This window comes from Alcaligenes sp. Lyrl_28 (assembly GCF_051948705.1).
In the GTDB taxonomy this organism is placed as follows: Bacteria; Pseudomonadota; Gammaproteobacteria; order Burkholderiales; family Burkholderiaceae_B; genus Alcaligenes; species Alcaligenes ammonioxydans.
On sequence record NZ_JAYJLG010000002.1, the window covers coordinates 106,111 to 128,920 of the forward strand.

The following is a 22,810-nucleotide window of genomic DNA, read 5'->3' on the forward strand; positions in this document are numbered from 1 at the left end:
TACTCCGTTTTTTAAATCAGCAATCAGTCCATCAGCGAGATGGCGGTGGGGGCGTCAATACCCGCTTCGGCCAGGGATTCGAACTCTGTCACATTGTGCAGTTCGGTGCCCATGGCAATGTTGGTGACGCGCTCCAGGATCAGTTCAATCACAACCGGCACGCTGAATTCTTTCATCCATGCACGAGCCTGTTCAATGGCAGGCTGAATGTCTTCGGGTTTGTGGACGCGGATGGCCTTGCAACCCAGACCTTCCACCACGGTGATGTGATCCACACCATAACCTTCGGTTTCAGGGGCATTGATATTGTCAAACGCCAGTTGCACACAATAGTCCATCTCAAAGCCGCGTTGTGCCTGACGAATCAGACCCAGGTAGGCGTTGTTGACCAGAATGTGCAGGTAAGGCAGCTTGAATTGTGCGCCCACGGCCAGCTCTTCAATCATGAACTGGAAGTCGTAGTCGCCCGAAATGGCCACCACTTCACGGCCTGGGTCAGCCGCAACCACACCCAAAGCGGCAGGAATGGTCCAGCCCAGCGGGCCTGCCTGACCGCAGTTGATCCAGTGGCGTGGCTTGTACACGTGCAGGAACTGGGCGGCGGCAATCTGCGACAGACCAATGGTGCTGACGTAGGTGGTGGAGGGGCCAAAGGCACGGTTCATCTCTTCGTAAACGCGCTGCGGCTTCAAGGGCACATTGTCAAAGCTGGTCTTGCGCTGCAAGGTGGCTTTACGTTTCTGGCATTCTGCAACCCATGCGGCGCGGTCACGCAACTTGCCGGCAGCCTTGTACTCTTTGGCCACTTCAATAAACAGTTTCAGCGCAGCACCGGCGTCCGAGGCAATGCCCAGGTCCGGACCGAACACACGCCCGATCTGGGTGGGTTCAATATCCACGTGCACGAACTTGCGGCCTTCGGTGTAGACGTCAACCGAACCGGTATGGCGGTTGGCCCAGCGGTTGCCGATACCAAATACAAAGTCCGATGCCAGCAAGGTCTGGTTGCCGTAGCGGTGCGAGGTTTGCAGTCCGACCATACCGGCCATCAGCGGGTGATCGTCAGCCACGGTGCCCCAGCCCATCAGGGTCGGGATGACCGGCACATTGACCAGTTCAGCAAATTCTTGCAGCAGCTCGGAGGCGTTGGCGTTGATGACACCACCACCGGAGACGATCAGCGGACGCTCGGAAGCGTTCAGCAGTTCGATGGCTTTTTCAGCCTGAGCGCGGGTGGCCGTCGGTTTGTACGCTTCCAGGGGCGAGTAGGTGTCCAGATCGAATTCGATCTCGGCCATCTGCACGTCGATAGGCATATCAATCAGCACAGGACCGGGGCGGCCCGAGCGCATGATGTGAAAGGCTTGCTGGAACACACGCGGGATCAGATCGGGTTCGCGAACGGTCACTGCCCACTTGGTCACGGGTTTGGCAATGGATTCGATGTCCACAGCCTGGAAATCCTCTTTGTACAGGCGGGCGCGAGGGGCCTGGCCGGTAATGCACAGAATCGGGATCGAGTCAGCCGATGCGGAGTACAGACCGGTAATCATGTCTGTGCCAGCGGGGCCGGATGTGCCGATGCACACGCCGATATTGCCGGGATTGGCACGGGTAAAACCTTCGGCCATGTGGGAGGCACCTTCCACGTGGCGGGCGAGAATGTGATCAAAGCCACCTTCTTTGCGCAACGCGGAGTAGAAGGGGTTGATGGCGGCGCCGGGCACGCCAAATACGGTGCTCACGCCTTCTTTACGTAAAATTGCGGCGGCGGCGTCCACTGCTCTCATTCGAGCCATTGATATCTCCTAGATCATCGTTTGACGAAATTCACAACTCGATAATAAGGAGTGATAGACCTGCCTAGAAATGGTGGTACGATTGTTTCTATCGATACTTGGAGTATTGAATGAGCCGTTACACCGAAATTAGAAGTTTTGCGTTGGTCGCTGAAAAAGGCAGTTTTGCGGCTGCTTCCGTGGTCGAGGGCGTGACCCCCGTGGTCATGGGCCGTCGCCTGGATGCACTGGAGCAGCGTCTGGGCGTACGTTTGATGCACCGTTCCACTCGTGGTCTGACCCTGACGGATTTGGGCGAACAATTTCTGGAGCAATGCAAGCAGATCCTGAAGGACTTTGAGGAGGCGGAGGCCAGTATCAGCGCCCAGCGCAAGGTGGTGCGTGGGCACCTGGTGGTATCGGCTCCGGCGGCCTTTGGACGGCGCCATGTAGCCCCGCATGCCTTGTCCTTTAAAAAACGCTATCCCGAACTGAAGCTGTCCTTTAACTTTACGGACAGCGTGGTCGATCTGGTGCGCGAAGGCTATGACATGGCCTTGCGGATTGGCGAGGTCACCGACCCCAATTACGTGGCGGTGCGCTTGTATCCGAACCGTCGGGTAGTGTGTGGTACGCCCGAGTATTTTGAGCGCCACGGCGTGCCGCGTGTGCCCGAGGACCTGGCGCGTCACAATTGTCTGGCGTTCAATTTGCAGGGCGGGCAGCAGCGGGGCTGGACCTTTTTGCGTGATGGCCGGCCTTTTGCGGTACGAGTCGATGGAGACCTCGATTGCAATGACGGTGAGCTGCTTTTTAACTGGGTCAAGCAGGGCTGGGGCATAGGCTGGCGGTCCACTTGGGAGATCCAGCCCGAACTCAAGCGAGGCGAGCTGGTCACCGTGCTTAATGAGTTCGAAGTCCCCAGCTATGACATTCAGGCGGTGTATCAGCAGCAACGCTATTTGCCCGCCAAGGTGCGGCGCTTTATCGATTACCTGCGAGTCATCTACAACACGCCAGGCTACTGGGATGGCGAGGTGCAGTTCTAGACGGGGGCTGTTTTCTTGTCTCCTGCTTAGAAATGCCATTCCACCTGTACGGTCGGAGCGCTGGTTTTAATACCGGGCTTCAGGTTGCCGTTCGCCATGTAGCGGTTGCCGAATTTGTTGTGCCAGTATTCATAGCCAATGCCCACCCACAGGGTGTTTTTCTTGTCGAAGGCCACTTTGCCTACGTCCGCCATCAGGGAGGTACGCACCAGGACTTCAGACTTGGTGCTGATCCCGGCGTAGTCATGGCCTTTGGGGCTGGCATAGTTGGCAAAACCCTGGAACTTCAGCGGCAAGGCGCCTACCTCGAAAGGCAGGTTCCAGTTCAGACTAGCCATGAACTGAGGGTCAAACGAGCGGCGGCTATCGGGGCAGGCTGGTGCTCCCAGGCCGCAGTGGTTCCATTCTTTACCGATCATCAGGCTGAGATCGACAAAGCCGCGGGGCACATCAAACTTGAAGGTCGGGCCCAGCACCAGCAGACGCTTACGAGGTGCAAAGGCGGTGTTCTTGGTGTTCAGATCAAAGCCTGCCGTGATGGCTACGTCCTTGACCGGTCCAAAGCCCAGGTCCTTGTCGAACACTTTGCCCATGGAAAGCTGGTGGCGGTAGGTCGCGTAGAACTCGGTGGCGCCATTGCTGCCATTTCCGCTGGACGGGTCGTAGCGGTCGGACTGCAAAACATCCAGATTAAAAAAGTTCTGCCCCAGGCTGTAGCCGTTGACGTGCGTCAGGCTCAGGATGTGCTTCTGGATAGTCCGATCGTTCATGGGCTCGGTGTATTGCGTGCTGAAGCGATAGCCCAGGAACGTGTCGCTCCAGTCTGCGGCCAGAGCAGTGCCCGATAGCAGGGGGGCGGCCAGCAAGGTGCATGCCCAACGGGCGGCGGGGCGTCGATGTTTCATGGTGTCTCCTCTTTGTTTGAGCGCAAGCAGGCCCTTGGGATCTGATGTCCCTTTCGGCCTGAGGCTTTGGTTTTTGGATAGGGGGTGCTACTGACTGTGCTTAGATTAATTATGGACAGTCGATACTTTTCCGTATGTACTGCGGAAATTTGAGTAAGCGCCCGTTTCAGGTCGGGCGCTTACTCGAAAAGGAGGGCTGCTTAGCCGTTTTGTGCGGCCAGATGGTTGCTGCTGTCTTCGGTCGTTTCGGCTGCGTCGGCCTGCTTGCGGGCCTGGGTGGCGGCAGTGGATTCGACCGTGTGGCCCTGATCTGCGTATTTCTGAACACCGTTGAAAAACAGATTCAGCACGATGGCAGAGACGGCGGCCAACAGGATTCCGCTGTGCAGCAGGGGAGCCAGAGCGGGAGGCATCTTGTCCAGCAGGTGCTCGGCGACCAGGGGAATCATGCCAAAGCCCAGGCTGATGGCCACGATGTAGGGGTTGTAGGGGTTGCGATTCAGGTTGGCAGACATCAGGATCTTGATGCCGGTGGCAGCCACCATGCCAAACATCACGATGCCCGCGCCACCCAGAACGTAGTTGGGGATGGAAGCCACGACAAAGGCCATTTTGGGAAACAGGCCCAGTATGATCAGGAAAGCACCGCCCATGACGCATACCCAGCGGCTGCGTACGCCGGTCACGCTGACCAGCCCCACGTTTTGCGAGAAGGAGCTGTGTGGAAAGGTGTTCATGATGCCACCGACCAGCGTACCCAGCCCATCAGTGCGCAGGCCACGCACCAGCGCTTCACGGTCAGTAGGACGGCCACAGATGGAACCCAGTGCCAGGAACATGCCCAGGGATTCAACCATGATGACCACCATGATCAGTGACAATACTGCCGCCGCGCCCAGCAGTGCCCAACTGAATGTGGGAACCCCGAAGTGAAAGGGCGTCACCACGGCAAACCAGCTGGTCTGATCTAGGCCATCGAAGGTGATGCGACCCATGGCCAGTGAAACGAAAAAGCCCGCAAGCAGCCCAATCAGCACCGCTACGTTTGCCAGAAAACCGCGTGCGAACTTGGTGATCAGCAAGATGACGGTCAGTACCATCAAAGCAATGGCCAGGTTCTCCAACGAGCCGTATTCAGGGTTGGGCATGGACAGGCCAGTGGCTGGGTCAGTAATCGTTGGAGAGCCGCCGCCGATCCAGTTCAGGCCCACACGCATCAGCGTCACGCCAATGACGGTAATGATGATGCCAGTCACAACGGGCGGAAAAAGCCCCATCAGACGGCTGAATACCGGGGCGATCACAATGCTGAAGATACCGGCCAGGATGGTGGCACCGAAAATGCCCGGCAGACCCAGTTGAGGGTCCAGGCCAATGGCAATCATGGGGCTGACTGCCGCAAAAGACACTCCCATCATCACCGGCAGCTTGATGCCGAAGATACCCAAGCCGCGAGCCTGGATGATGGTAATCAGGCCACAGCACAGCAGGTCAGCATTAATCAGGAATGCGATCTGTTCTTTGGTCAGGCCCAGGGCGGCGCCAATAATCAGGGGGACAGCAACTGCACCTGCGTACATCACCATGACGTGCTGTAAACCAAGGGTTGCCAGGCGCGCCGTTGGCAGGCGCTCGTCTACACCGTCGCAAGCAGTGGGTGTGGACACTTCTGGGTTGGCGGACATCCGGGTCTCCTTATTTAATACGTTATGCGCAGCCGATGCCTGGGCCGCGTAAGCATAAAGTTATCGGATGGGCGGTATCACTGGAAGGCGGTACGGCTTGATAAGTAGAATACGTAAAAACATATGGCAGGCTGATCGGTGCAAGGGTGAAAGGATATAAGCCCGGTAGACGGGGGGCTGTGTTCACGCCGTAGTCGAGTCTATTCCTGCTTTTTTCAGGTGTTTTTCGCTGCTAGGGGTATTGCCCACCTAGTCCAGCGTCAAAAACTGTGTTAGAGGCCGCCAAATTACTGATTCGTGCCAGCTTGTCGCGGGATGACGAGGCTGATGAAAAAAAAGCGGCTTGCCAGCCGCTTTGGGAAATTCGCTTATTTGTCCGACCACAGGACACCGGCTGTGGCCCAGTTCTCGCGCTTGACGTCGGTAAAGACAATATCAACCGCCTCTGGTGAACAGCCAAGCACGCGACAGGCTTCTTTGGTCAGGGCCTGAGCAAGTTCACGCTTGATTTCCACTGGACGGCCGTCGAATAGTTGTACGTTGATAGAAGGCATAAAGACTCCGTAAGGGGGATGGATTAGCGGCAAAAGTCCGGCTCGCTCTGGTAGAGCTTGCGCAGCAGAGCCGGCCATTCTAGCAAGCCCTCGGGCTCGTTCCCCGGTAAAAGCTGGCGATGTGTCAAATCCAGCACATCCTTCGGGGGCAGATGCAGTTGCGGGCTGGCTGCCATGGCCGAGAGCTGAATGCGGCAGGCGCGCTCCAGAGCATCCATCAAGACATAGGCTTCGGCAACGGTGCGCCCACAAGTCAGGGCGCCGTGATTACGAAGCAGCAGGGCCGGATGGGCACCTAGCTGCTGCAGCAGGGCTTCTTGCTCCTGAGGCGGGAAGGTCAGTCCAGCATAGTCGTGATAGCCGATGTCTTGCCAGAAGCGCATGGCGTGCTGTGACAGGGGCAGAAGTCCGCAGGGCAGCGCTGATACGGCGATGGAGGCGTCGGTATGCAGATGGATGACACAGTGTGCATCCGCACGGGCGCGGTGAACCGCGCCATGAATGGCAAAACCACTGGGATTGGCACGGCGACCGGTTCCGTCCGCGACCTGCCCTTGCGTGTCAATCAGCAATAAATTGGACGCGCAGATTTCCGCAAAGCGCAAACCAAAAGGATTGATCAGGAACAGCCCATCCTGGCCCGGCAGACGCAGAGACAGGTGGGTGTAGATAAGGTCGTCCCAGCCCTGGCGGGCGGCCAGCCGGTAAGCAGCGGCCAGATTGACACGGGCGCGCCAATGCTCGGGGTCAATATCTGCCGGACGATGCGCGTAAATGGGCGCTAGGTCCGGCGTGATCGGACAGGACTGGCTCACGCTGCGGTGGTCTCCAATTCCGCGATGATGGCTTTTTCTTCCAATTGGATGACATCGCAGTTGTCACCCGGGCCTTTACGGTCGATGACGATGAAATCGGCGACCTGATTCAATGCCATCAGCGGATGGTGCCACACGCCGGTTGCATAGTTCACACCCTGATCGCCGCGGGCCAGAAACAGGCGCAATTCGCTGGCTTTAGGGGCGGGACCGGCGGGGGCCACGATGACCAGGTAGGGTTGGCCCGACTGGGGGATGAAGGCTTGGCTGCCTTTGGGATGACGTTCCATCATCTCCACGGTAAAGGGCAGGCTGCGCGGCTGGCCGCGAAAAATCGAAACGATGGCTCGACCGTCCGTGCCGGGGTCAATGTTGGCCAGGTCGTGGTAGCGCTCGGTATTGCCTTCGTTGATGGTGAAATGCTGCACCGTGTCGCTCGCCTCGATAACGTCGCCAAACGGGGCGAAGGCATCAGCGGTCAGGGTTTCCAGCTTCAATGTGATGGTCATGGCAGATCCTCGATGAGGCAAAGCTGCGCGGTGTGGCAAGCAGCCCCGCGCAGGCAAGGTCAGAGCAAACAAAGGGCAGCGTGCCGCAGGCTGTCGCTGCCCTGATAATCTTGTTGGATCAATGCGTGATCCGGCAGGCTTCAGGTTCAGGCCAGCAGCGCGTCCAGACGGAAGCGGGCGATCTTGCCGATTTCGGTCAGGCAGGTCTGGAACTCGGTTTCAGCGCTGTTGTTCAGACGCGCTTGAACCGTGTCCATGATCTGGTAGCGGCTCAGTCCTTTGACAGCGATGACAAAGGGAAAGCCAAAGCGTTCGCGGTACTGTGCATTCAGACTGCGCAGGCGAGCCAGCTCCTCGGCTGAGCACTGGTCCAGGCCGGCGCCACGCTGCTCACCCGTTGACGCCGTGGTCAACGTGCCTTGCTCGGCTTCTTTGCCCGCCAGTTCGGGGTGAGCACAGATCAGGTTTTTCTGTTCCTCGTAAGAGGCTTGTTCGACCACATGCACCATGCAGGCATGCAGTTGATCCACGCTCTCAAAGGGACGTTGGTTCCAGCTACGCTCAGGGACCCAAGGGGAGTGTTCAAAAATACCTTCGAGCTTGTCCACAAATTGGCTCTGGTCCAGGCTGGAGAGTTCAGCCAGCGCCTGGGAGGTGGTGAGGGTTTGAGTAGTCATGTGTCAGTCCGATTGTCTAAGCGTAAAGAATGCGAGCCGAGCCGACTCCAGGGCCAGGCCTGGGAGCCGTTGTATCAAGGGTAGTGGGGAGGCGTTTACATGGTTTGCTTGTTTTAATCAAACCCTTATAAACCACCGCCAGGGGGGGCTATGATTTTCTTATGTGGGACCAGTTTAAGTTTTCTGCTTATAAATAAAATAGAATTAGGCGTATAAATGATATATGCCATCTCGTATTGTGCATGTATGTCATTATCATGCTGGAAAAAAGCGTAAGAAGGAGAGACCAGGATGGCCGCCCGACGTGGGGATAACCCGCTTGATACCTATCTTTTGAGGGTGTTTTGCCTACTCGTTACCGAGCGCAGTGTCTCGCGTACCGCGTTCAAAATGAACCAGTCGCAGCCTGCTATCAGTGCGGCTCTACGACGCTTGCGCGACATTATTGGCGATCCATTGCTGGTTCGTGAGAAAGGCGGCATGGTGCCTACCGAGCGTGCCATCAGCCTGCTGGCTCACGCCAAGGGCGCTTTGGCTGAAATTGATTGCATGGTCAATGCGCCGGACAGTTTCGACCCGCAGGTCAGCCGTAGCGAATTTCATATCGGCGCGCCGGATTACCTGGCGCCTGTTTTTATTGGTGGGGTCGTCGAGCGTCTGCGCCGGGAAGCACCGGGCGCACGCCTGAATTTGCATTCCCTGGATGCCAGTTTCGATTTTGAGCGTTCGCTGGCTGAAGGGGATCTGGATATGGTCATCGGCAACTGGCCCGAGCCGCCCGATCGCATGCACTTGTCGGTGCTGTTGGAAGATCAGATCGTCTGTCTGGTCGCGGCGACCCACCCTTTGGCGCGCAAGGGCCTGACCCTGGACGATTACGTGCGTGCACGCCATGTGGTGCCCATGCCGTATTCCATCAATCAGCGCGGTGTCATCGACACTACCTTGTCGGCTCTGCGCATTCAGCGTGATGAGAGTGTCGTGGTGCAGTCTTTTTCGGCAGCACCGTATTTGCTACAGAATACAGACTTGGTGTTTACCACTTCGCGCCACTTTGCCGAGTTCTATTGCCGCCTGCTGCCCCTGGCAATTCTGGAGGCTCCGCTGGAGTTCCCGCCCATGCGGTTTTATCAGCTCTGGCATGAACGCAACCGGCACTCGCCCAGTCATCGCTGGTTGCGCCGGCTCTTGACCGAGTGCGGCAATCAACTGGCTTCTACCGAACCGTTGCCCCAACCCGATTCCTGAGCGTCAATCCCGCAAAATACTTGCTTTCGGGCTCGCGCTCGGGCAAATTAGCGAGCTACTCCTGCCTATGCGAAAGTGATACGGAACTTGACGGAAATTGTTGCACTTAATGCGACTGGTCACGGACACAATCCGGAAGGCAGGTTGATAATAATGTAGTTCCTAACCTTGCAGGGTGTTACGCGGTGTCTTTACCTCAGATGGGGGAATCCTTTACCTGGTTGTATATCTGTGTCGTGGCTTTTATGGTCGGCGGGCTGATTGTAGCCTCCGAACGTTGGCACGGCCGCTTGACCGGGGACAGCGACCTGAGCAAGCCCCAGGCTTCCCATTCCCGCCCCACACCCCGCGTGGGGGGGCTGGCGGTGGTGGCCGGCAGTTTGGCCGGTTTGCTGGTGCTGGGTCCGAGCAATATGACCTTGACCTGGTTGTGGCCGGTTTTGTTTCTGGCCGCCATGCCGGTGTTTGTGGCGGGTCTGGTCGAGGACATCACCAAGGATGTGGGTTCCCTCAAGCGCTTGCTGGCCGCCTTTTTGTCGGCTGCCATCGCCTGGTGGCTGCTTGGCGGAGTCTCGCGTGTGGGGGTCAGTTGGGCAGATTGGGTACTGGGTTTTTGGCCCATTTCCTTGCTCTTTACCATGATCGCTGTCGGTGGCTGTACACATGCCCTCAATATTATTGACGGGATGAATGGCCTGGCCGGCATGATTGCCACCTTGATGGCCTTGTCCTTGGCGCTGGTAGCCTTGCAGGTGCAAGACATTCCGATTTTTTTGATTGCCGCCTCGTTGGCCTCGGCCACCTTGGGATTTCTGGTCTGGAATTTCCCCTTCGGGCGCGTTTTTCTGGGCGATGGCGGGGCGTACTTCCTGGGCTTCATGCTGGCCGAATTGGCTGTCCAGCTCGTTGTGCGCAATCCCAGCGTATCGCCCTTCTATGCCCTGGCGGTATTGTTTTACCCTGTTTTTGAAACCCTGTTTTCGATTTGGCGCCGGCGTTTCAAACGCGGTGTGCCCGTGGATCAGCCCGATGCCTTGCACTTGCATCAACTGGTGTTTCGCCGTCTGGTGCGCTCCACGTTCAGTCGTGACAGTGGCGGGGCCTTGCCCGCGTTTTGTAACGCCATGACCTCGCCTTACCTGTGGGTGCTGGCTTTGATCGGTTTGGTTCCGGCAACGATCTGGTGGGACAATACCTGGGCCTTGTGCGCCAGCATGTTGGCCTTTTCACTCGTTTATATCTGGCTCTACTCCCGTCTGGTTTCGTGGCGTCGCCCCTCCTGGTTGCTGCTGCCCTCGGTAAGGCGGCGGGCAGACCGGGACTAATACTGTTAGGCGTTCAAGATTATTCCTTGCGCATAGCGCTAACTGGAGAATGAAGTTGCAACTTGAGAATGTGAAACTGGCCGTAGTCGGCTTGGGATATGTCGGTTTGCCTTTGGCAGTGGAGTTTGGCAAAAAGCGTTCCGTTATTGGGTTTGACATTAACGCGCGTCGTGTCGCCGAACTCAAGGAAGGGGTGGATCGCACCTTGGAAGTCGAGAGCGAAGAGCTGGCCCAGGCCACCGGCCTGAGTTATTCCTGCGAGGCCGATGAGTTGGCCCAGGCCAATGTGTTCATCGTGACCGTGCCCACGCCCATTGATGAGTTCAAGCAGCCTGATCTGACCCCCTTGGTTCGAGCTTCTGAAACCATCGGTAAAGTGCTCAAGCGTGGTGATATTGTCATTTACGAATCGACGGTGTATCCGGGCGCGACCGAAGAAGTGTGCGTGCCCGTGCTCGAACAGGTATCGGGCCTGCGCTTTAATGAAGATTTTTATGCCGGTTACAGCCCTGAGCGGATCAACCCGGGTGACAAGGAACATCGCGTCTCCACGATCAAAAAAGTGACCTCCGGCTCGACCCCCGAGGTTGCAGATCTGGTCGATGCCCTGTACCGCGAGATTATTGTTGTCGGTACCTTCAAGGCCAGCTCCATTCGTGTGGCAGAGGCTGCCAAGGTGATCGAGAACACCCAGCGCGACGTGAACATTGCGCTGATCAACGAATTGGCCCTGATTTTCAACCGTCTGGGCATTGATACCCTGGACGTGCTGGAGGCGGCCGGCACCAAGTGGAACTTCCTGCCGTTTCGTCCCGGTCTGGTTGGCGGTCACTGCATTGGTGTGGACCCGTATTACCTCACCCATAAGGCTCAGGCTATTGGCTACCATCCCGAGATCATTCTGGCTGGCCGCCGTCTGAACGACTCCATGGGCGGCTATGTAGCATCCCAACTGGTCAAAGCCATGACCAAGCGCCGCATTCAGGTGCAAGGCTCTCGCGTGCTGCTGCTCGGCTTGGCTTTCAAGGAAAATTGCCCGGACCTGCGCAACACCCGTATCGTCGATATCGTGCATGAGCTCAAGCAATACGATGTTCATGTGGATGTCTATGATCCATGGGTTGATCCGCAAGAGGCAGAGCACGAATACGGCATTACCCCAATCGAGACTCCCCAGGCAGGCGAGTATGACGGGGTGATTGTGGCTGTGGCCCACAACCAGTTCAAGGAACTGGGTATTGAAGGGGTGCGCCAGTGGGGCAAGCCCGAACATGTGCTCTACGACTTGAAGTATGTGTTTGATCGCGACCAGTCCGATCTGCGCCTTTAATTTTGGAAAGCATTATGAGCTCTGCATTTGAACAGGCGAGCCAGCAGTTGCGTAATCAGCCTAAAACCTGGTTGGTGACGGGCTGTGCCGGCTTTATCGGTTCCAATCTTTTGGAAGCGTTGCTGAACCTGGATCAACAGGTCGTAGGGCTGGACAACTTCGCGACTGGCCATCGATACAATCTGGACGAAGTGCGCGATCAGGTTGGTGCCGAGCGCTGGGCCCGTTTCCGCTTTATCGAAGGTGATATCCGCAATCTGGACACCTGCCGACAGGCCGTCAAGGGCGTGGATTATGTGCTGCATCAGGCCGCCCTGGGCTCAGTGCCTCGCTCTTTGAACGATCCATTGACCTCTAATGAGGTCAATGTGAGCGGCGCCTTGAACATGATGGTGGCAGCGCGTGACGAGCAGGTCGGCGCTTTTGTCTATGCGGCCTCCAGTTCCACCTATGGCGACCATCCCGGTTTGCCCAAGGTGGAAGATACCATCGGACGCCCCTTGTCTCCGTACGCGGTCACCAAGTTCGTGAACGAGTTGTACGCAGACGTGTTTGCCCGTGCTTATGGCTTTTCCAGCGTGGGCCTGCGTTATTTCAACGTGTTTGGTAAACGTCAGGACCCCAATGGCGCATACGCGGCCGTGATTCCCAAATGGGTATCGGCCATGATCCAGAACCAGGACGTGCAAATCAATGGTGATGGTCAGACCAGCCGCGATTTCTGTTTCATTGATAACGTGATCCAGATGAATATCCTGGCCGCTGTGCATCAAAAGCCCCGCACGGCCGAGGTCTACAACGTGGCACTGAATGCCCGAACCAGCCTGAACGAGCTGTTCGGGTATTTGCAGCAGACCTTGAGCCGCAACGGGATCAACTACACCAAGCAGCCTGTTTATGCGGACTTTCGTGCCGGGGATGTACTGCATTCGCAAGCGGATATCTCTAAAGCTCGCACTGAACTGGGCTACGAGCCGACTCACACAATTTTGCAGGGCCTGAATGTTGCCATGCCCTGGTATGTGGCGTTTCTGAGTTGATTTGGACCGGCCTGAAAGCACGTCTGTCTAGTCTGCATGACGACCATCGTCGCATCGCCCTGGGGGCGATGCGGGTGGCGTTTTTTCTATTGCTAGGCAAGGCGGCGGGCGCTTTCAAGGAAATGGCCGTGGCGTATCGCTATGGTGTGAGCGATGTCGTCGATGCCTATCAATTCACGATGGTCATGGCCAACTGGCTGCCCGTCACCATTGTCGGTTCCATGTCGGTTGTGTTGATTCCCGTTCTGGTGCGCCTGCATCGCCTGGAACCGGCTGCGCGCAGCCGCTTTTTAGGGGAACTCAAGGCCTGGTGCATCGTGCTTGGCTGTGTGCTGGGCGCACTGATCTGGATCAGCTGGCCCTGGGTGCTGAAATGGACTGGGCAGGGCTTGAGTCCCGCGGTTCATGAAATGAGTCAGGAGCTGCTGTTTGCCTTTGCGCCAGCGGCTGTGCTGACCCTGATGATAGGTTTGAGCGCCGCTCGTCTGCGCGCTCATGAGCGCCACATCAATACCTTGCTCGATAGCGTTCCGGCCTTTGTCATACTCATCTGGGTGCTGGCGGCAGGGGCCAATGCGGGCATTGGTCCGCTGCTGTGGGGCACCTTGCTGGGCCTGACTATTCAGGCGCTATGGTTGATGGTCCTGGCCTCACGGGCCGATCAGATCTGGGCGCGCCCCAGTATCAGCTTGCGTGCCGAGCAATGGCCCGATCTGCTCAAGGCGGCCACCATCATGCTGGTAGGGCAGGTGGCCATGAGTTTTGTCGGTCCGATCGACCAATATACGGCTGCCAATCTGGGTGCCAATGCCAACGCCACGTTGGGCTATGCCACGCGTTTGCTGGCGCTGGTGCTGGGGGTGGGGGCCGCGTCGGTAGGCCGTGCCGCCTTGCCGGTACTGGCAGATGTCCAGAGCCGGGGAGATCAGGCCCGTGCCCGCTCCATGGCCTTGAAGTGGTCAGTCATGATGTTGCTGGCTGGTGCGGGAGCAGCGGCCATTGGTGTCTTGCTGGCTCCCTGGGGCGTGGCGCTGCTGTTTGAGCGCGGCGCCTTCACGGCGCAGGATACGGCCACGGTCGCCCAGGTGTTTCGGTGGGGGCTGGTGCAACTGCCTTTTTATTTTGGGGTGCTGATTTTGGTGCAGTTGCTGGCCAGTCAGAACCGTTATAAATCCATGGCAATCATTGCCGTGATCAATTTTCTGGTGAAAGCGGCCTTGAATCCGGTGCTGGCGGCACGCATGGGTCCTTCGGGAATCATGCTGGCGACCAGTCTGATGTACGCGGCCTCTTTTACGTGTTATTTCATTTTGGCCTTAAAGCCAGCCAGCGCAACGGCGTCTGGTTCGCAGGAATAGGAAAACGTGTACAGTCATTCGGTAGTTCGCCCTCATATCATGTTGCTGATCCACTCTTTGGGTGGGGGCGGGGCGGAACGTGTTGCAGTCGATTTGAGCGCAGCCTGGGTGGCGCGTGGCTATCGAGTGTCCCTGGTGACGCAGGCCGGTTGTGACCAAGACGCATATACCGTGGCGCAAGGAGTGGAGCGTCATGTTCTGGGGACGGCAGGCAACAGCCGGGGCCGTCTGGATGCCTTGTGGAAAAACTGGCGTCGTGTCAGCCGCTTGCGTGCTTTGTTGCGAAAAACCAAGCCCGATGTCGTTCTGGGCATGATGACCACCTCCTCTGTGCTGGCTATCTCGGCCGCCAAAGGCCTGCCCTGCAAAGTGATTGCAACCGAGCATACCCACCCACCGTCTCAATCGTTGTCGCCTTTCTGGCAGAAAGCCCGCTTACGTACTTATCCGCAGGCACACGCCGTTATTGCCTTGACCGCCGGCACCGCAGACTGGCTGCGTGAGCATGTCCCTGGCAGTCAGGTACACGTGATTCCCAATGCAGTGCGCTGGCCCATGGACAGTGCCGAGCCTTTGGTGCCGGTTCCCGCCTTGCCAGATGGGCGCAAGCGCCTGCTGGCGGTGGGCCGCTTGCACCCGGTCAAGGGTTTTGACACCCTGATCGAGTCCTTTGCCATGCTATCGAACTATTTCCCCGACTGGGATCTGGTGATTCTGGGCGAAGGCGAGCAGCGGGGGGCGCTGGAGGCGCGGATTCAGGAGCTGGAACTGCAGGAGCGGATTCAGCTCCCGGGGCGTGTTGGCAATATGGCGGACTGGTACGAACAGTCGGATCTGTATGTGCTCAGTTCCCGGATGGAGGGCTTGTCCAACAGCCTGCTGGAGGCGATGGCCAGTGGCCTGACCGCGGTGGCTTTCGATTGTGATACCGGACCTCGTGAGATTATTCGCGCCAATATTGATGGTGTGTTGGTGCGCCCGGTTGAGGATATCGAGGCTTTGGCGGCGCATTTGTCCGACCTGATGGCCAATGAGGACAAGCGCCAGCGCCTGGCGCGTCGAGCCACCGATGTGCGTGACCGTTTTTCCTCGGCCCGCGTTCTGGCGCTATGGCAGCAAGTGTTGGAACAGTGCCTGCGTCGGACTTAAAATGGCGCTTTGCGTCGTGTCGGTAGACTCTCGCTATCCGGTCGATGAGCCCACGGAGGCCCAGTGAATATTCTGTTTTTCGTCAGCTCCCTGAACGCAGGCGGCGCCGAGCGTGTCGCCTCTACCTTGGCGAATGCCTGGGGCTTGCGAGGTGACCAGGTGACCCTGGTGCCAACCTACAGCGGGGGAGGCACTGCTTTTTACCCAATCGATTCCAGGGTGGAGGTGGTGTGGCTGGCCCATCGCATGCGCGGCAGCTGGCTGCCCAAACCCCTGGCCAAGCTGCGTGCCATGCGCAAGCTGGTGCATGAAAAGCAGCCTGACGTGATCGTTTCTTTTCTGACCAATGTGAATATCAATGTGTTGCTGGGGCTGGGCAAGATGGGCGTTCCCATTGTGGTGGGCGAGCGCACAAATCCGGCCTTCAGCAGCAGTGCCGGCAAGCTTTTGCAAGGCCTGCGTCGTCGTCTGTATCCCCAAGCCCAGGTGGTTACCGTCCAGACCCGTGCCAGTGTCGCAGCGTTTCAGGCCATGGTGCCGGGCATGAAACAGGTCATGGTTGTACCCAACCCCTTGCCCCAGGCGCTGGATGCGGTACAACGCGAGGTGCGGGTGGAGGAAAACCGGCATTGCACCTTGATGGCCATGGGCCGTTTGGTGCCCTCTAAACGCTTTGACGTGCTGATTCGCGTGTTTGCAGGACTGGCTGCCGATTACCCGGAGTGGAAACTGAAGATCTGGGGCGATGGCCCGCAGCGTGCACAGTTGGCACAGCAGATCGCCCTGTGCGGGGCGAGCGACCGGATTGAGCTGGCTGGCAAAACGGCCCAGCCCTGGCAGGAGATGGCGCGCTCCCATGCCTTTGTCATGACTTCGGAAGTGGAAGGTTTCCCGAACGTACTGCTGGAAGCCATGGCGATGGGCTTGCCTGCCGTCACGGTGGACTGTCCCAGTGGCCCGCGCGAGATCAGTTCCGATGGCAAAGATGCCTTGCTGGTGCCGGTTGGGGACGAAGGCGCCTTGACTGCTGCCTTGGCCGAGCTGATGGGGGATGGCGTTTTTCGGGGTGTGCTGGGGCGTCGCGCTGCGGCCGCGGTGCGCCAGCGTTATGAATTAGAGCAGGTTTTGCTTAACTGGGACCAGGTCTTTCAGGCCGCCCGTGGCGGTATAAAAGAGGGAGCCAAAGCATGAGTGCAGTGCAACCAGCGTCGTTGAGTCAGGAAGCGGATGAGGACAAGGCAGGAAAAACAAGGCCCGCCTTGCGGGTCGTGCATATTATTGCCGGGCTGGGGCAGGGGGGAGCGGAAACGGTTCTGTTTCGTCTGGTGACGGCCCCCGGGCAGGACACTGAACATATTGTGATCTCGTTGGGTGACGAAGATGTTTTTGGGCCGCAGCTACGTGCGGCCAATATTCCTCTGTATTGCCTGCACATGCAGTCACCCCTGGGTTTTCTGAAAGGGCTGGGGGCATTGACGCGGGTGCTGCGCGAGGTGCAGCCCGATGTTGTGCAAACCTGGATGTACCACTCTGATCTGATTGGCGGCGCGGCAGCGCGTCTGGTGGGCATTCCGGCGGTTTCCTGGGGCATTCGCAACTCGGGGGCCAACTTGTATCAGGGCAGCCCGAAAGCGCGCCTGGTGGCCTGGTTGTGTGCCCGCCTGTCGCGCCTGATTCCCAATCTGATTGTGTCTTGCGCCGAGAACGCGGCCCGACGTCACAAGCAATGGGGGTATCGCGCCGACATCATGAAGGTGATTCCGAATGGCTACGATTTGAGCCGCTGGCATCCCGATCAGCAGGCACGCGAAGCAGTGCGTCAAGAGCTGGGCCTGTCGCTGGATACGCCCGTCATAGGCAGTGTGGCCCGCTGGAATCCCTTGAAGGATCACCCCAATTTGCTGGCGGCCTTGGCTCGCAGCCTGCACCGGCATCCCACTTTGCGTTGCTTGCTGATTGGTGATGGCATGGACAGCAGCAACGAGACCTTGATGCGTTTGCTGGATCAACATCAATTGCGTGACAGTGTCATTTTGATGGGGCGTCGCAGCGATGTGCCTCGTCTGATGAATGCCTTGGACGTGCATGTCTTGTCCAGTTCGGCAGAAGGTTTCCCCAACGTGGTGTGCGAGGCCATGGCTGCCGGTGTGTCCAACGTGGTCACTGATGTGGGCGATGCGGCCCTGATCGTGGGCAATGAGGGGTGGATCGTGCCGCCCAGCAATGCCGAGGCGCTGGCCGGCGCCATCAACAGCGCCGTCGATGAGCTGGGTGCGCCATCCTGGCAGGCGCGGCATGAGCATGCCCGTGAACGGGTGGCCCGTCTGTTTTCCCTGGAAGGCATGGTCAAGAATTACACGCAGGCCTGGAAGACCTTGACGGCCCAGCATCCACCCAAACGCAAGCGCAGCCGTCAGGCCCTCAGTGTGTTGACCGATGAGTCGGGTAACAAAACCCGCATGCTGATGTTTGTGGTGAATAATCCGGCTTTTTTCCTGTCGCACCGTTTGCCCTTGGCGCAAGCTGCGCAGCGTGAAGGGTACGATGTGCATGTCGCTACCATGGACGGCCCTGCTGTTGCCGACATTGAGCGCCACGGCTTGCAGCATCATGCGCTGCCCATGACGCGCAGCGGGACCAATCCCTTACAGGAGCTGCAAACCATCTGGGCCTTGTGGCGCTTGTTCCGACGGGAGCGCCCCGAACTGGTTCATGCCGTCACCATCAAACCTGTTTTGTATGGCGGCATTGCGGCGCGGCTGGCTGGCGTGCCCGGTTTCTTGGCCGCCGTGTCCGGTCTGGGGTATGTGTTTACTCAACGCGAGAAGTCCTTTGACCCCGTGCGCTGGATTGCTTTGCTGCTCTATCGTATTGCCTTGGGGCATCCCAACAGCCGTGTGATTTTCCAAAACAGCAATGATCGTGATGTGCTGCTGAACGATCGCGTGGTCAAACGCGACCAATGCATCCTGATTCGTGGCTCCGGAGTGGACCTGAACGAATTTCAGGCTGTGCCCGAGCCGCCGGGCCCGCCCGTCGCCTTGATGGTGTCTCGCCTGCTGGTGGACAAAGGGGTGCGAGAGTTCGTGGAGGCGGCCCGCATCAGCGCCGCTCAAGGCAGCCCGGTTAAGTGGGTGTTGGCCGGGAGCCCCGACCCGGGTAATCCGGCCAGCATCAGTGATCAGGAGTGGCAAGGCTGGCAGCAACAAGGCCTGGTGCAGTGTCTGGGGGAACGGCGCGATATTGCGCAGCTTTACGCCCAATCGCATATTGCTGTGCTGCCGTCTTACCGTGAGGGCTTGCCCAAATCCCTGGTGGAAGCCGCTGCCTGCGGACGGGCGGTGGTCACAACCGATGTGCCCGGTTGCCGCGATGCGATCGAGCCAGGGGTCACTGGCGTGCTGGTGCCGGTGCGAAATGCACAGGCATTGGCAGAAGCCGTGATGGAACTGGGTGAGGATACGGTCAAGCGACAGGCGATGGGCGTTGAAAGTCGGCGCCTGGCGCAAGAGGCATTTGATATAGACCGGATCAGTCAGGCCCATCTGGATCTGTACCAGTCTTTGAGCCGATAGGGTGTTGACCGCCTTGGTTCAAGACCAAGGTAGACAAAACGGGCTGAATGGTCGTTGAAGTCTTGGATTCACAACCAAGTCATCGCAGACAGTTCAGCCCGTTTTTTAGATTGCCAGAGCCTGGAGCAGGGATACTGGACGCTAGTGAATCAACGCGACTTTAGAAAGGCAATGCCGCATCCGGCTTCAAGGCCAGTAGTGCCGCCCGGAACTCCCCTTGAATCCGATCCAGCGCCTCTTGGGACTGGGCCTCGAAACGCAGCACAATCACGGGCGTGGTATTGGAGGCGCGAGCCAGACCGAAGCCATCGGGATACTCGGCACGCACGCCATCGATGGTGTTGAGCTGATTGGCGCTTGGGAAACGCCCTTCTTTTTGAAGCCGGGCAATCAGGGCATGGGGCTCACCCTCGGCCAGTGGCAGTTTCAGTTCGGGTGTCGATAAGTCCTGGGGCAAGGCTTCCAGTTCGGCCGTGGGGTTGGCTGTGCGCGAGAGAATCGCCAGCAGGCGTGCACCGGTGTACAGGCCGTCGTCAAAGCCATACCAGGCTTCCTTGAAGAAAACGTGGCCGCTCATCTCGCCAGCCAGGGGGGCGCCCGTCTCGGCCAGCTTGGCCTTGATCAGGGAATGACCGGTCTGCCACATCAAGGGTTGGCCACCAGCCTTGGCAATTTCCAGAGCGACATGGCGGCTGCATTTCACGTCAAAAATGATGGTGGAGCCAGGTTCGCGTTGCAAAATATCGCGTGCATACAGAATCAGTTGACGGTCTGGCCAGATGATCTGGCCCGAGCGCGTCACCACGCCCAGGCGGTCGGCATCACCGTCAAAGGCCAGGCCCACTTCACAGTCCGTGTTTTGTACATGCGCGATCAGGTCTTGCAGATTGTGCGGCTCGGCCGGGTCAGGGTGGTGGTTGGGGAAGCTGCCATCCACCTCCTCAAACAGCATGTCGACCTCGCAGCCCAGGGCCTTGAACAGCCGGGCGGCAACGACGCCGCCCACGCCATTGCCACAGTCCAGGGCGATCTTCATCGGGCGCGCCAGGGTGACGCGCTCGGCGATCGTGCGCACGTACTGGTCCAGCATATCTTTCTTCTGGCCTGTACCGGGTTGAGGCGCTGGCTGGGCGCCGGCCTGCATGCGTTGCATCAGGCCCTGGATGTCTTGCCCGTGCAGGGTCTTGCCGGCCATCATCATCTTGAACCCGTTGTAATTGGATGGGTTATGGCTGCCGGTAATGGCAACCCCCGAGCCTGTTTCCAAGACATTGGCGGCAAAGTAAACGACCGGGGTGGGTACCATCCCCAGGTCCACGGTGTTGACACCCCCTGCCTGGATGCCTTTTTGCAGGGCCTGGGACAGAGAAGGGCTGCTATGGCGGCCATCGTAGCCCACGACCAGGGTTTGAACGTCTTGTTCACGGGCACTGGCGGCCAGTGCCAGACCCAATTGATAGGCGAAGTCTGGGTTCAGTTGTTCGGGAACCGTGCCTCGAATATCGTAGGCCTTGAAAACAGCAGTCGGTAGGGCAGGAAGCTGGGTCACGTCGTGTCCTGAGTGGATAAGTAAAGAATGTAGTTTAGCGTGAATGCCCCCCGCTTTCGTGAGTTACCATTAAGAGCTGTAGCGCGACAGCAAGAGCGCCCGACTGTTTTTCTTGAGTGGCTTGGGTCATGACTTTTCTAAACGAACTTGAACAGCGTATTGGTCAGCAACATGTGCTGACAGGACAATCCATGCAGCAGTACCTGGAGGATTGGCGAGGACGCTATACCGGCACTGCGGTGGCGGTTGCCCGACCTGCAACGACGCAGGAAGTGGCCCAGGTCGTGCGCCTCTGTGCTGAACATCGTGTGCCTATTGTTCCGCAGGGCGGCAATACGGGTCTGTGTGGCGGCGCGACGCCGGATAACACGGCCACCGCACTGATATTGTCCCTGGAGCGTTTGAACAAAATTCGCAGCGTGGATACCGAGAACGACACCATGGTGGTGGAGGCGGGCTGCATTTTGCAGAATGTGCAGCAGGCCGCCCGTGACCATCAGCGCCTGTTTCCCTTGAGCCTGGCCGCCGAAGGCAGTTGCACCATTGGTGGCAATCTGGCCACCAATGCGGGCGGCACGCAGGTTCTGCGTTACGGCAACGCGCGTGATCTGACGCTGGGCCTGGAAGTGGTGACCGCCCAGGGCGAAATCTTGCACGGTCTGCACGGCCTGCGCAAAGACAATACCGGTTACGACCTGCGTAATCTATTCATTGGCAGTGAAGGGACGCTGGGCATCATCACGGCAGCCACCATCAAGCTTTATCCCCAACCTGTTGCTGCCTGCACCGCCTTGCTGGCGCTGGACACCATTGAGGATGCAGTACACGTGCTGGCCTTGGCACGCCAGGGTCTGGCAGCCTCCCTGACCGGTTTTGAGTTGATTGCGGGCAATTGTCTGCAAGCGGTGCTGCATTGCTATCCCGATCAACGCATGCCGTTTCAGGGGCCGGCGGCCCAGGCAGCCTGGTATGCCCTGCTGGAGCTGTCTGATAGCGAAAGCCTGGAGCATGCGCGCGAGCGCTTTGAAAGCGTGATCGGGCAGGCCCTGGAGCAGGAGCTCGTACAGGATGCGGTCATTGCGGAGACCATTGCGCAGAGCAAGGCGCTGTGGCATTTGCGTGAGAGCATTCCGCTGGCCGAGAAAGCCTATGGGAAAAGCATCAAGCATGATGTTTCCATTCCCGTCTCCCTGATGGCTCAATTTGTGCATGAGACGGACCAGGCCTTGCAGGACGCTTTTCCAGGCTTGGAAAACGTGACTTTCGGACACCTGGGCGATGGCAATTTACATTACAACGTGGCACGTGGAACGGCTTTTACGGAAGAAGAGCTGTTAAAGCGCCAGGACGAAATCTATACCCTGGTCCACGATAGCGTCCATCGTTTTCAGGGCTCCATCAGTGCCGAGCACGGCGTAGGTCAACTCAAGCGTCAGCTTTTGCCCCGCTATAAAGACCCGGTGGCGTTGAGTCTGATGAAACAAATCAAGCTGGCGCTGGACCCCTTGGGGATTATGAACCCCGGCAAGGTCTTGCCTGACTGATTGACGTGGTGGCCGGATGCTTTTTCGCCCTTATATCCTCGGTAGTGCGGTCTTTTTCCTTGTTTTGGGAGTTCTGGCCTCGGTCACCATGGGCTCGGCAACGGACTTGTCCTTAAGCGCCTTTTTCTTCGATCCTCAGATGCGGGACTTCCCCTGGCGATTGCAGCCGTTTGTGGATTTGTTCGGTCGCAAGCTGGTGTGGTTCGTGCCCTTTGGCGGGGCAGTCATCGCTGCGGTTGTGGCCTGGCGCTTACCCAGGGGCTCTTGCCGGCAGTTGGCCTGGGCAGGGGCCGCTTTCTACATGGGCAGCGGCCCCTTGCTAATAGGCGTATTGAAGCATCTGACCGCCATGCCAAGGCCTTTTAATCTGGCCCTGTTCGGTGGCACGGAATCAATGCCTGATTATTTCTGGGCCCATTCCTGGGCCCAGGCAGGTAACGCCTTGCCCAGCGCTCATGCTGCATCCGGCTTTGTGCTGCTCTCCCTGTTTTTTGTGGGTGTCATGGTAGGCTGCCGCAAACTGACTGCCGGAGGATTTGTTCTGGGACTGGGCGCGGGCCTGTTGTTTGGCTTTTTACGCATCATGCAGGGTTATCATTTTCTCAGTCAGGTACTGGCCTCCGGCGCAGTACTGGGCCTGTATGGTTGCGTTCTGTTTTATCTTTTATGGACCTGGGCCAGACACAAACCGTTGGAATCTTGATGGTTTGATCCATGCTA

At 58.2% G+C, this 22,810-nt stretch carries 19 protein-coding genes and 1 pseudogene; 12 read left to right on the plus strand and 8 right to left on the minus strand.

The window, feature by feature from the left end; translation table 11 throughout:
* Positions 1-23: 23 nt before the first annotated feature.
* Positions 24-1,799 (minus strand): glyoxylate carboligase, encoded by a 1,776-nt coding sequence (gcl, locus tag VF694_RS05085; RefSeq protein ID WP_003803878.1) that lies wholly within the window; start codon positions 1,797-1,799, stop codon positions 24-26.
* A 110-nt stretch (positions 1,800-1,909) separates the two neighbouring features.
* Between gcl and VF694_RS05090 the strand changes: the two genes are divergently transcribed.
* Entirely contained in the window at positions 1,910-2,827 is a 918-nt protein-coding gene (locus tag VF694_RS05090; RefSeq protein WP_059318628.1) for a LysR family transcriptional regulator, read from the plus strand.
* 26 nt (positions 2,828-2,853) lie between these two features.
* Here VF694_RS05090 and VF694_RS05095 read toward each other — a convergent pair whose 3' ends face one another.
* From VF694_RS05095 to uraD, 6 genes are all read right to left on the minus strand, one after another.
* Positions 2,854-3,732 (minus strand): hypothetical protein, encoded by an 879-nt coding sequence (locus tag VF694_RS05095; protein ID WP_003803868.1) that lies wholly within the window; start codon positions 3,730-3,732, stop codon positions 2,854-2,856.
* 200 nt (positions 3,733-3,932) lie between these two features.
* The gene (locus VF694_RS05100; protein WP_003803867.1) at positions 3,933-5,417 is read right to left on the minus strand and encodes a nucleobase:cation symporter-2 family protein; all 1,485 of its coding nucleotides are present in this window, start codon (positions 5,415-5,417) and stop codon (positions 3,933-3,935) included.
* Positions 5,418-5,785: 368 nt separating this feature from the next.
* Entirely contained in the window at positions 5,786-5,971 is a 186-nt protein-coding gene (locus tag VF694_RS05105) for a 4-oxalocrotonate tautomerase (RefSeq protein ID WP_003803864.1), read from the minus strand.
* Between the two features lie 23 nt (positions 5,972-5,994).
* Positions 5,995-6,786 (minus strand): class II aldolase/adducin family protein, encoded by a 792-nt coding sequence (locus VF694_RS05110; RefSeq protein ID WP_003803860.1) that lies wholly within the window; start codon positions 6,784-6,786, stop codon positions 5,995-5,997.
* Positions 6,783-7,295, minus strand: a complete 513-nt coding sequence (locus VF694_RS05115) for an ureidoglycolate lyase (protein WP_003803858.1) — start codon at positions 7,293-7,295, stop codon at positions 6,783-6,785. The genes VF694_RS05110 and VF694_RS05115 overlap by 4 nt, the downstream gene beginning before the upstream one ends.
* A gap of 146 nt (positions 7,296-7,441) precedes the next feature.
* Positions 7,442-7,972, minus strand: a complete 531-nt coding sequence (gene uraD, locus VF694_RS05120; RefSeq protein WP_003803856.1) for a 2-oxo-4-hydroxy-4-carboxy-5-ureidoimidazoline decarboxylase — start codon at positions 7,970-7,972, stop codon at positions 7,442-7,444.
* A 291-nt stretch (positions 7,973-8,263) separates the two neighbouring features.
* Here uraD and VF694_RS05125 point away from each other — a divergent pair, with 291 nt between their 5' ends.
* The 9 genes and pseudogenes from VF694_RS05125 (at position 8,264) to VF694_RS05165 (ending at position 18,997) form a co-directional block, all read left to right on the plus strand.
* Positions 8,264-9,220 carry a LysR family transcriptional regulator gene (locus VF694_RS05125; RefSeq protein WP_003803852.1) on the plus strand — a complete coding sequence of 319 codons (957 nt, stop codon included), beginning with the start codon at positions 8,264-8,266 and terminating at the stop codon, positions 9,218-9,220.
* A gap of 200 nt (positions 9,221-9,420) precedes the next feature.
* Complete coding sequence (locus VF694_RS05130; RefSeq protein ID WP_003803851.1) at positions 9,421-10,545, plus strand: MraY family glycosyltransferase; 1,125 nt, start codon at positions 9,421-9,423, stop codon at positions 10,543-10,545.
* Between the two features lie 55 nt (positions 10,546-10,600).
* A complete protein-coding gene (gene tviB / locus VF694_RS05135) occupies positions 10,601-11,875 on the plus strand; it encodes a Vi polysaccharide biosynthesis UDP-N-acetylglucosamine C-6 dehydrogenase TviB (RefSeq protein WP_003803850.1) in 1,275 nt (424 codons plus the stop codon).
* Positions 11,876-11,889: 14 nt separating this feature from the next.
* Complete coding sequence (locus tag VF694_RS05140) at positions 11,890-12,915, plus strand: SDR family oxidoreductase (RefSeq protein WP_003803849.1); 1,026 nt, start codon at positions 11,890-11,892, stop codon at positions 12,913-12,915.
* Positions 12,912-14,273 carry a murein biosynthesis integral membrane protein MurJ gene (gene murJ, locus VF694_RS05145; protein ID WP_003803848.1) on the plus strand — a complete coding sequence of 454 codons (1,362 nt, stop codon included), beginning with the start codon at positions 12,912-12,914 and terminating at the stop codon, positions 14,271-14,273. Before VF694_RS05140 ends, murJ begins: the two co-directional genes overlap by 4 nt.
* A 39-nt stretch (positions 14,274-14,312) precedes the next feature.
* Positions 14,313-15,422 (plus strand): glycosyltransferase family 4 protein, encoded by a 1,110-nt coding sequence (locus tag VF694_RS05150; RefSeq protein WP_039943882.1) that lies wholly within the window; start codon positions 14,313-14,315, stop codon positions 15,420-15,422.
* A 63-nt stretch (positions 15,423-15,485) separates the two neighbouring features.
* The gene (locus VF694_RS05155; protein ID WP_059318632.1) at positions 15,486-16,613 is read left to right on the plus strand and encodes a glycosyltransferase family 4 protein; all 1,128 of its coding nucleotides are present in this window, start codon (positions 15,486-15,488) and stop codon (positions 16,611-16,613) included.
* Positions 16,610-17,674 (plus strand): annotated as a pseudogene (locus VF694_RS05160) (glycosyltransferase); the annotation flags it as partial. The gene VF694_RS05155 and the pseudogene VF694_RS05160, both read left to right, overlap by 4 nt.
* A 207-nt stretch (positions 17,675-17,881) precedes the next feature.
* Positions 17,882-18,997, plus strand: a complete 1,116-nt coding sequence (locus VF694_RS05165; protein ID WP_059318800.1) for a glycosyltransferase family 4 protein — start codon at positions 17,882-17,884, stop codon at positions 18,995-18,997.
* Between the two features lie 160 nt (positions 18,998-19,157).
* Here VF694_RS05165 and VF694_RS05170 read toward each other — a convergent pair whose 3' ends face one another.
* Positions 19,158-20,546: a phosphomannomutase/phosphoglucomutase gene (locus tag VF694_RS05170; RefSeq protein ID WP_003803844.1), complete on the minus strand. Its 1,389-nt coding sequence runs from the start codon at positions 20,544-20,546 to the stop codon at positions 19,158-19,160.
* 128 nt (positions 20,547-20,674) lie between these two features.
* On the opposite strand from VF694_RS05170, the gene VF694_RS05175 reads away from it, so the two are divergent.
* Positions 20,675-22,090 (plus strand): FAD-binding oxidoreductase, encoded by a 1,416-nt coding sequence (locus VF694_RS05175; protein ID WP_003803843.1) that lies wholly within the window; start codon positions 20,675-20,677, stop codon positions 22,088-22,090.
* Positions 22,091-22,106: 16 nt separating this feature from the next.
* Entirely contained in the window at positions 22,107-22,793 is a 687-nt protein-coding gene (locus tag VF694_RS05180; protein WP_003803841.1) for a phosphatase PAP2 family protein, read from the plus strand.
* The last annotated feature ends 17 nt before the right edge of the window (positions 22,794-22,810 follow it).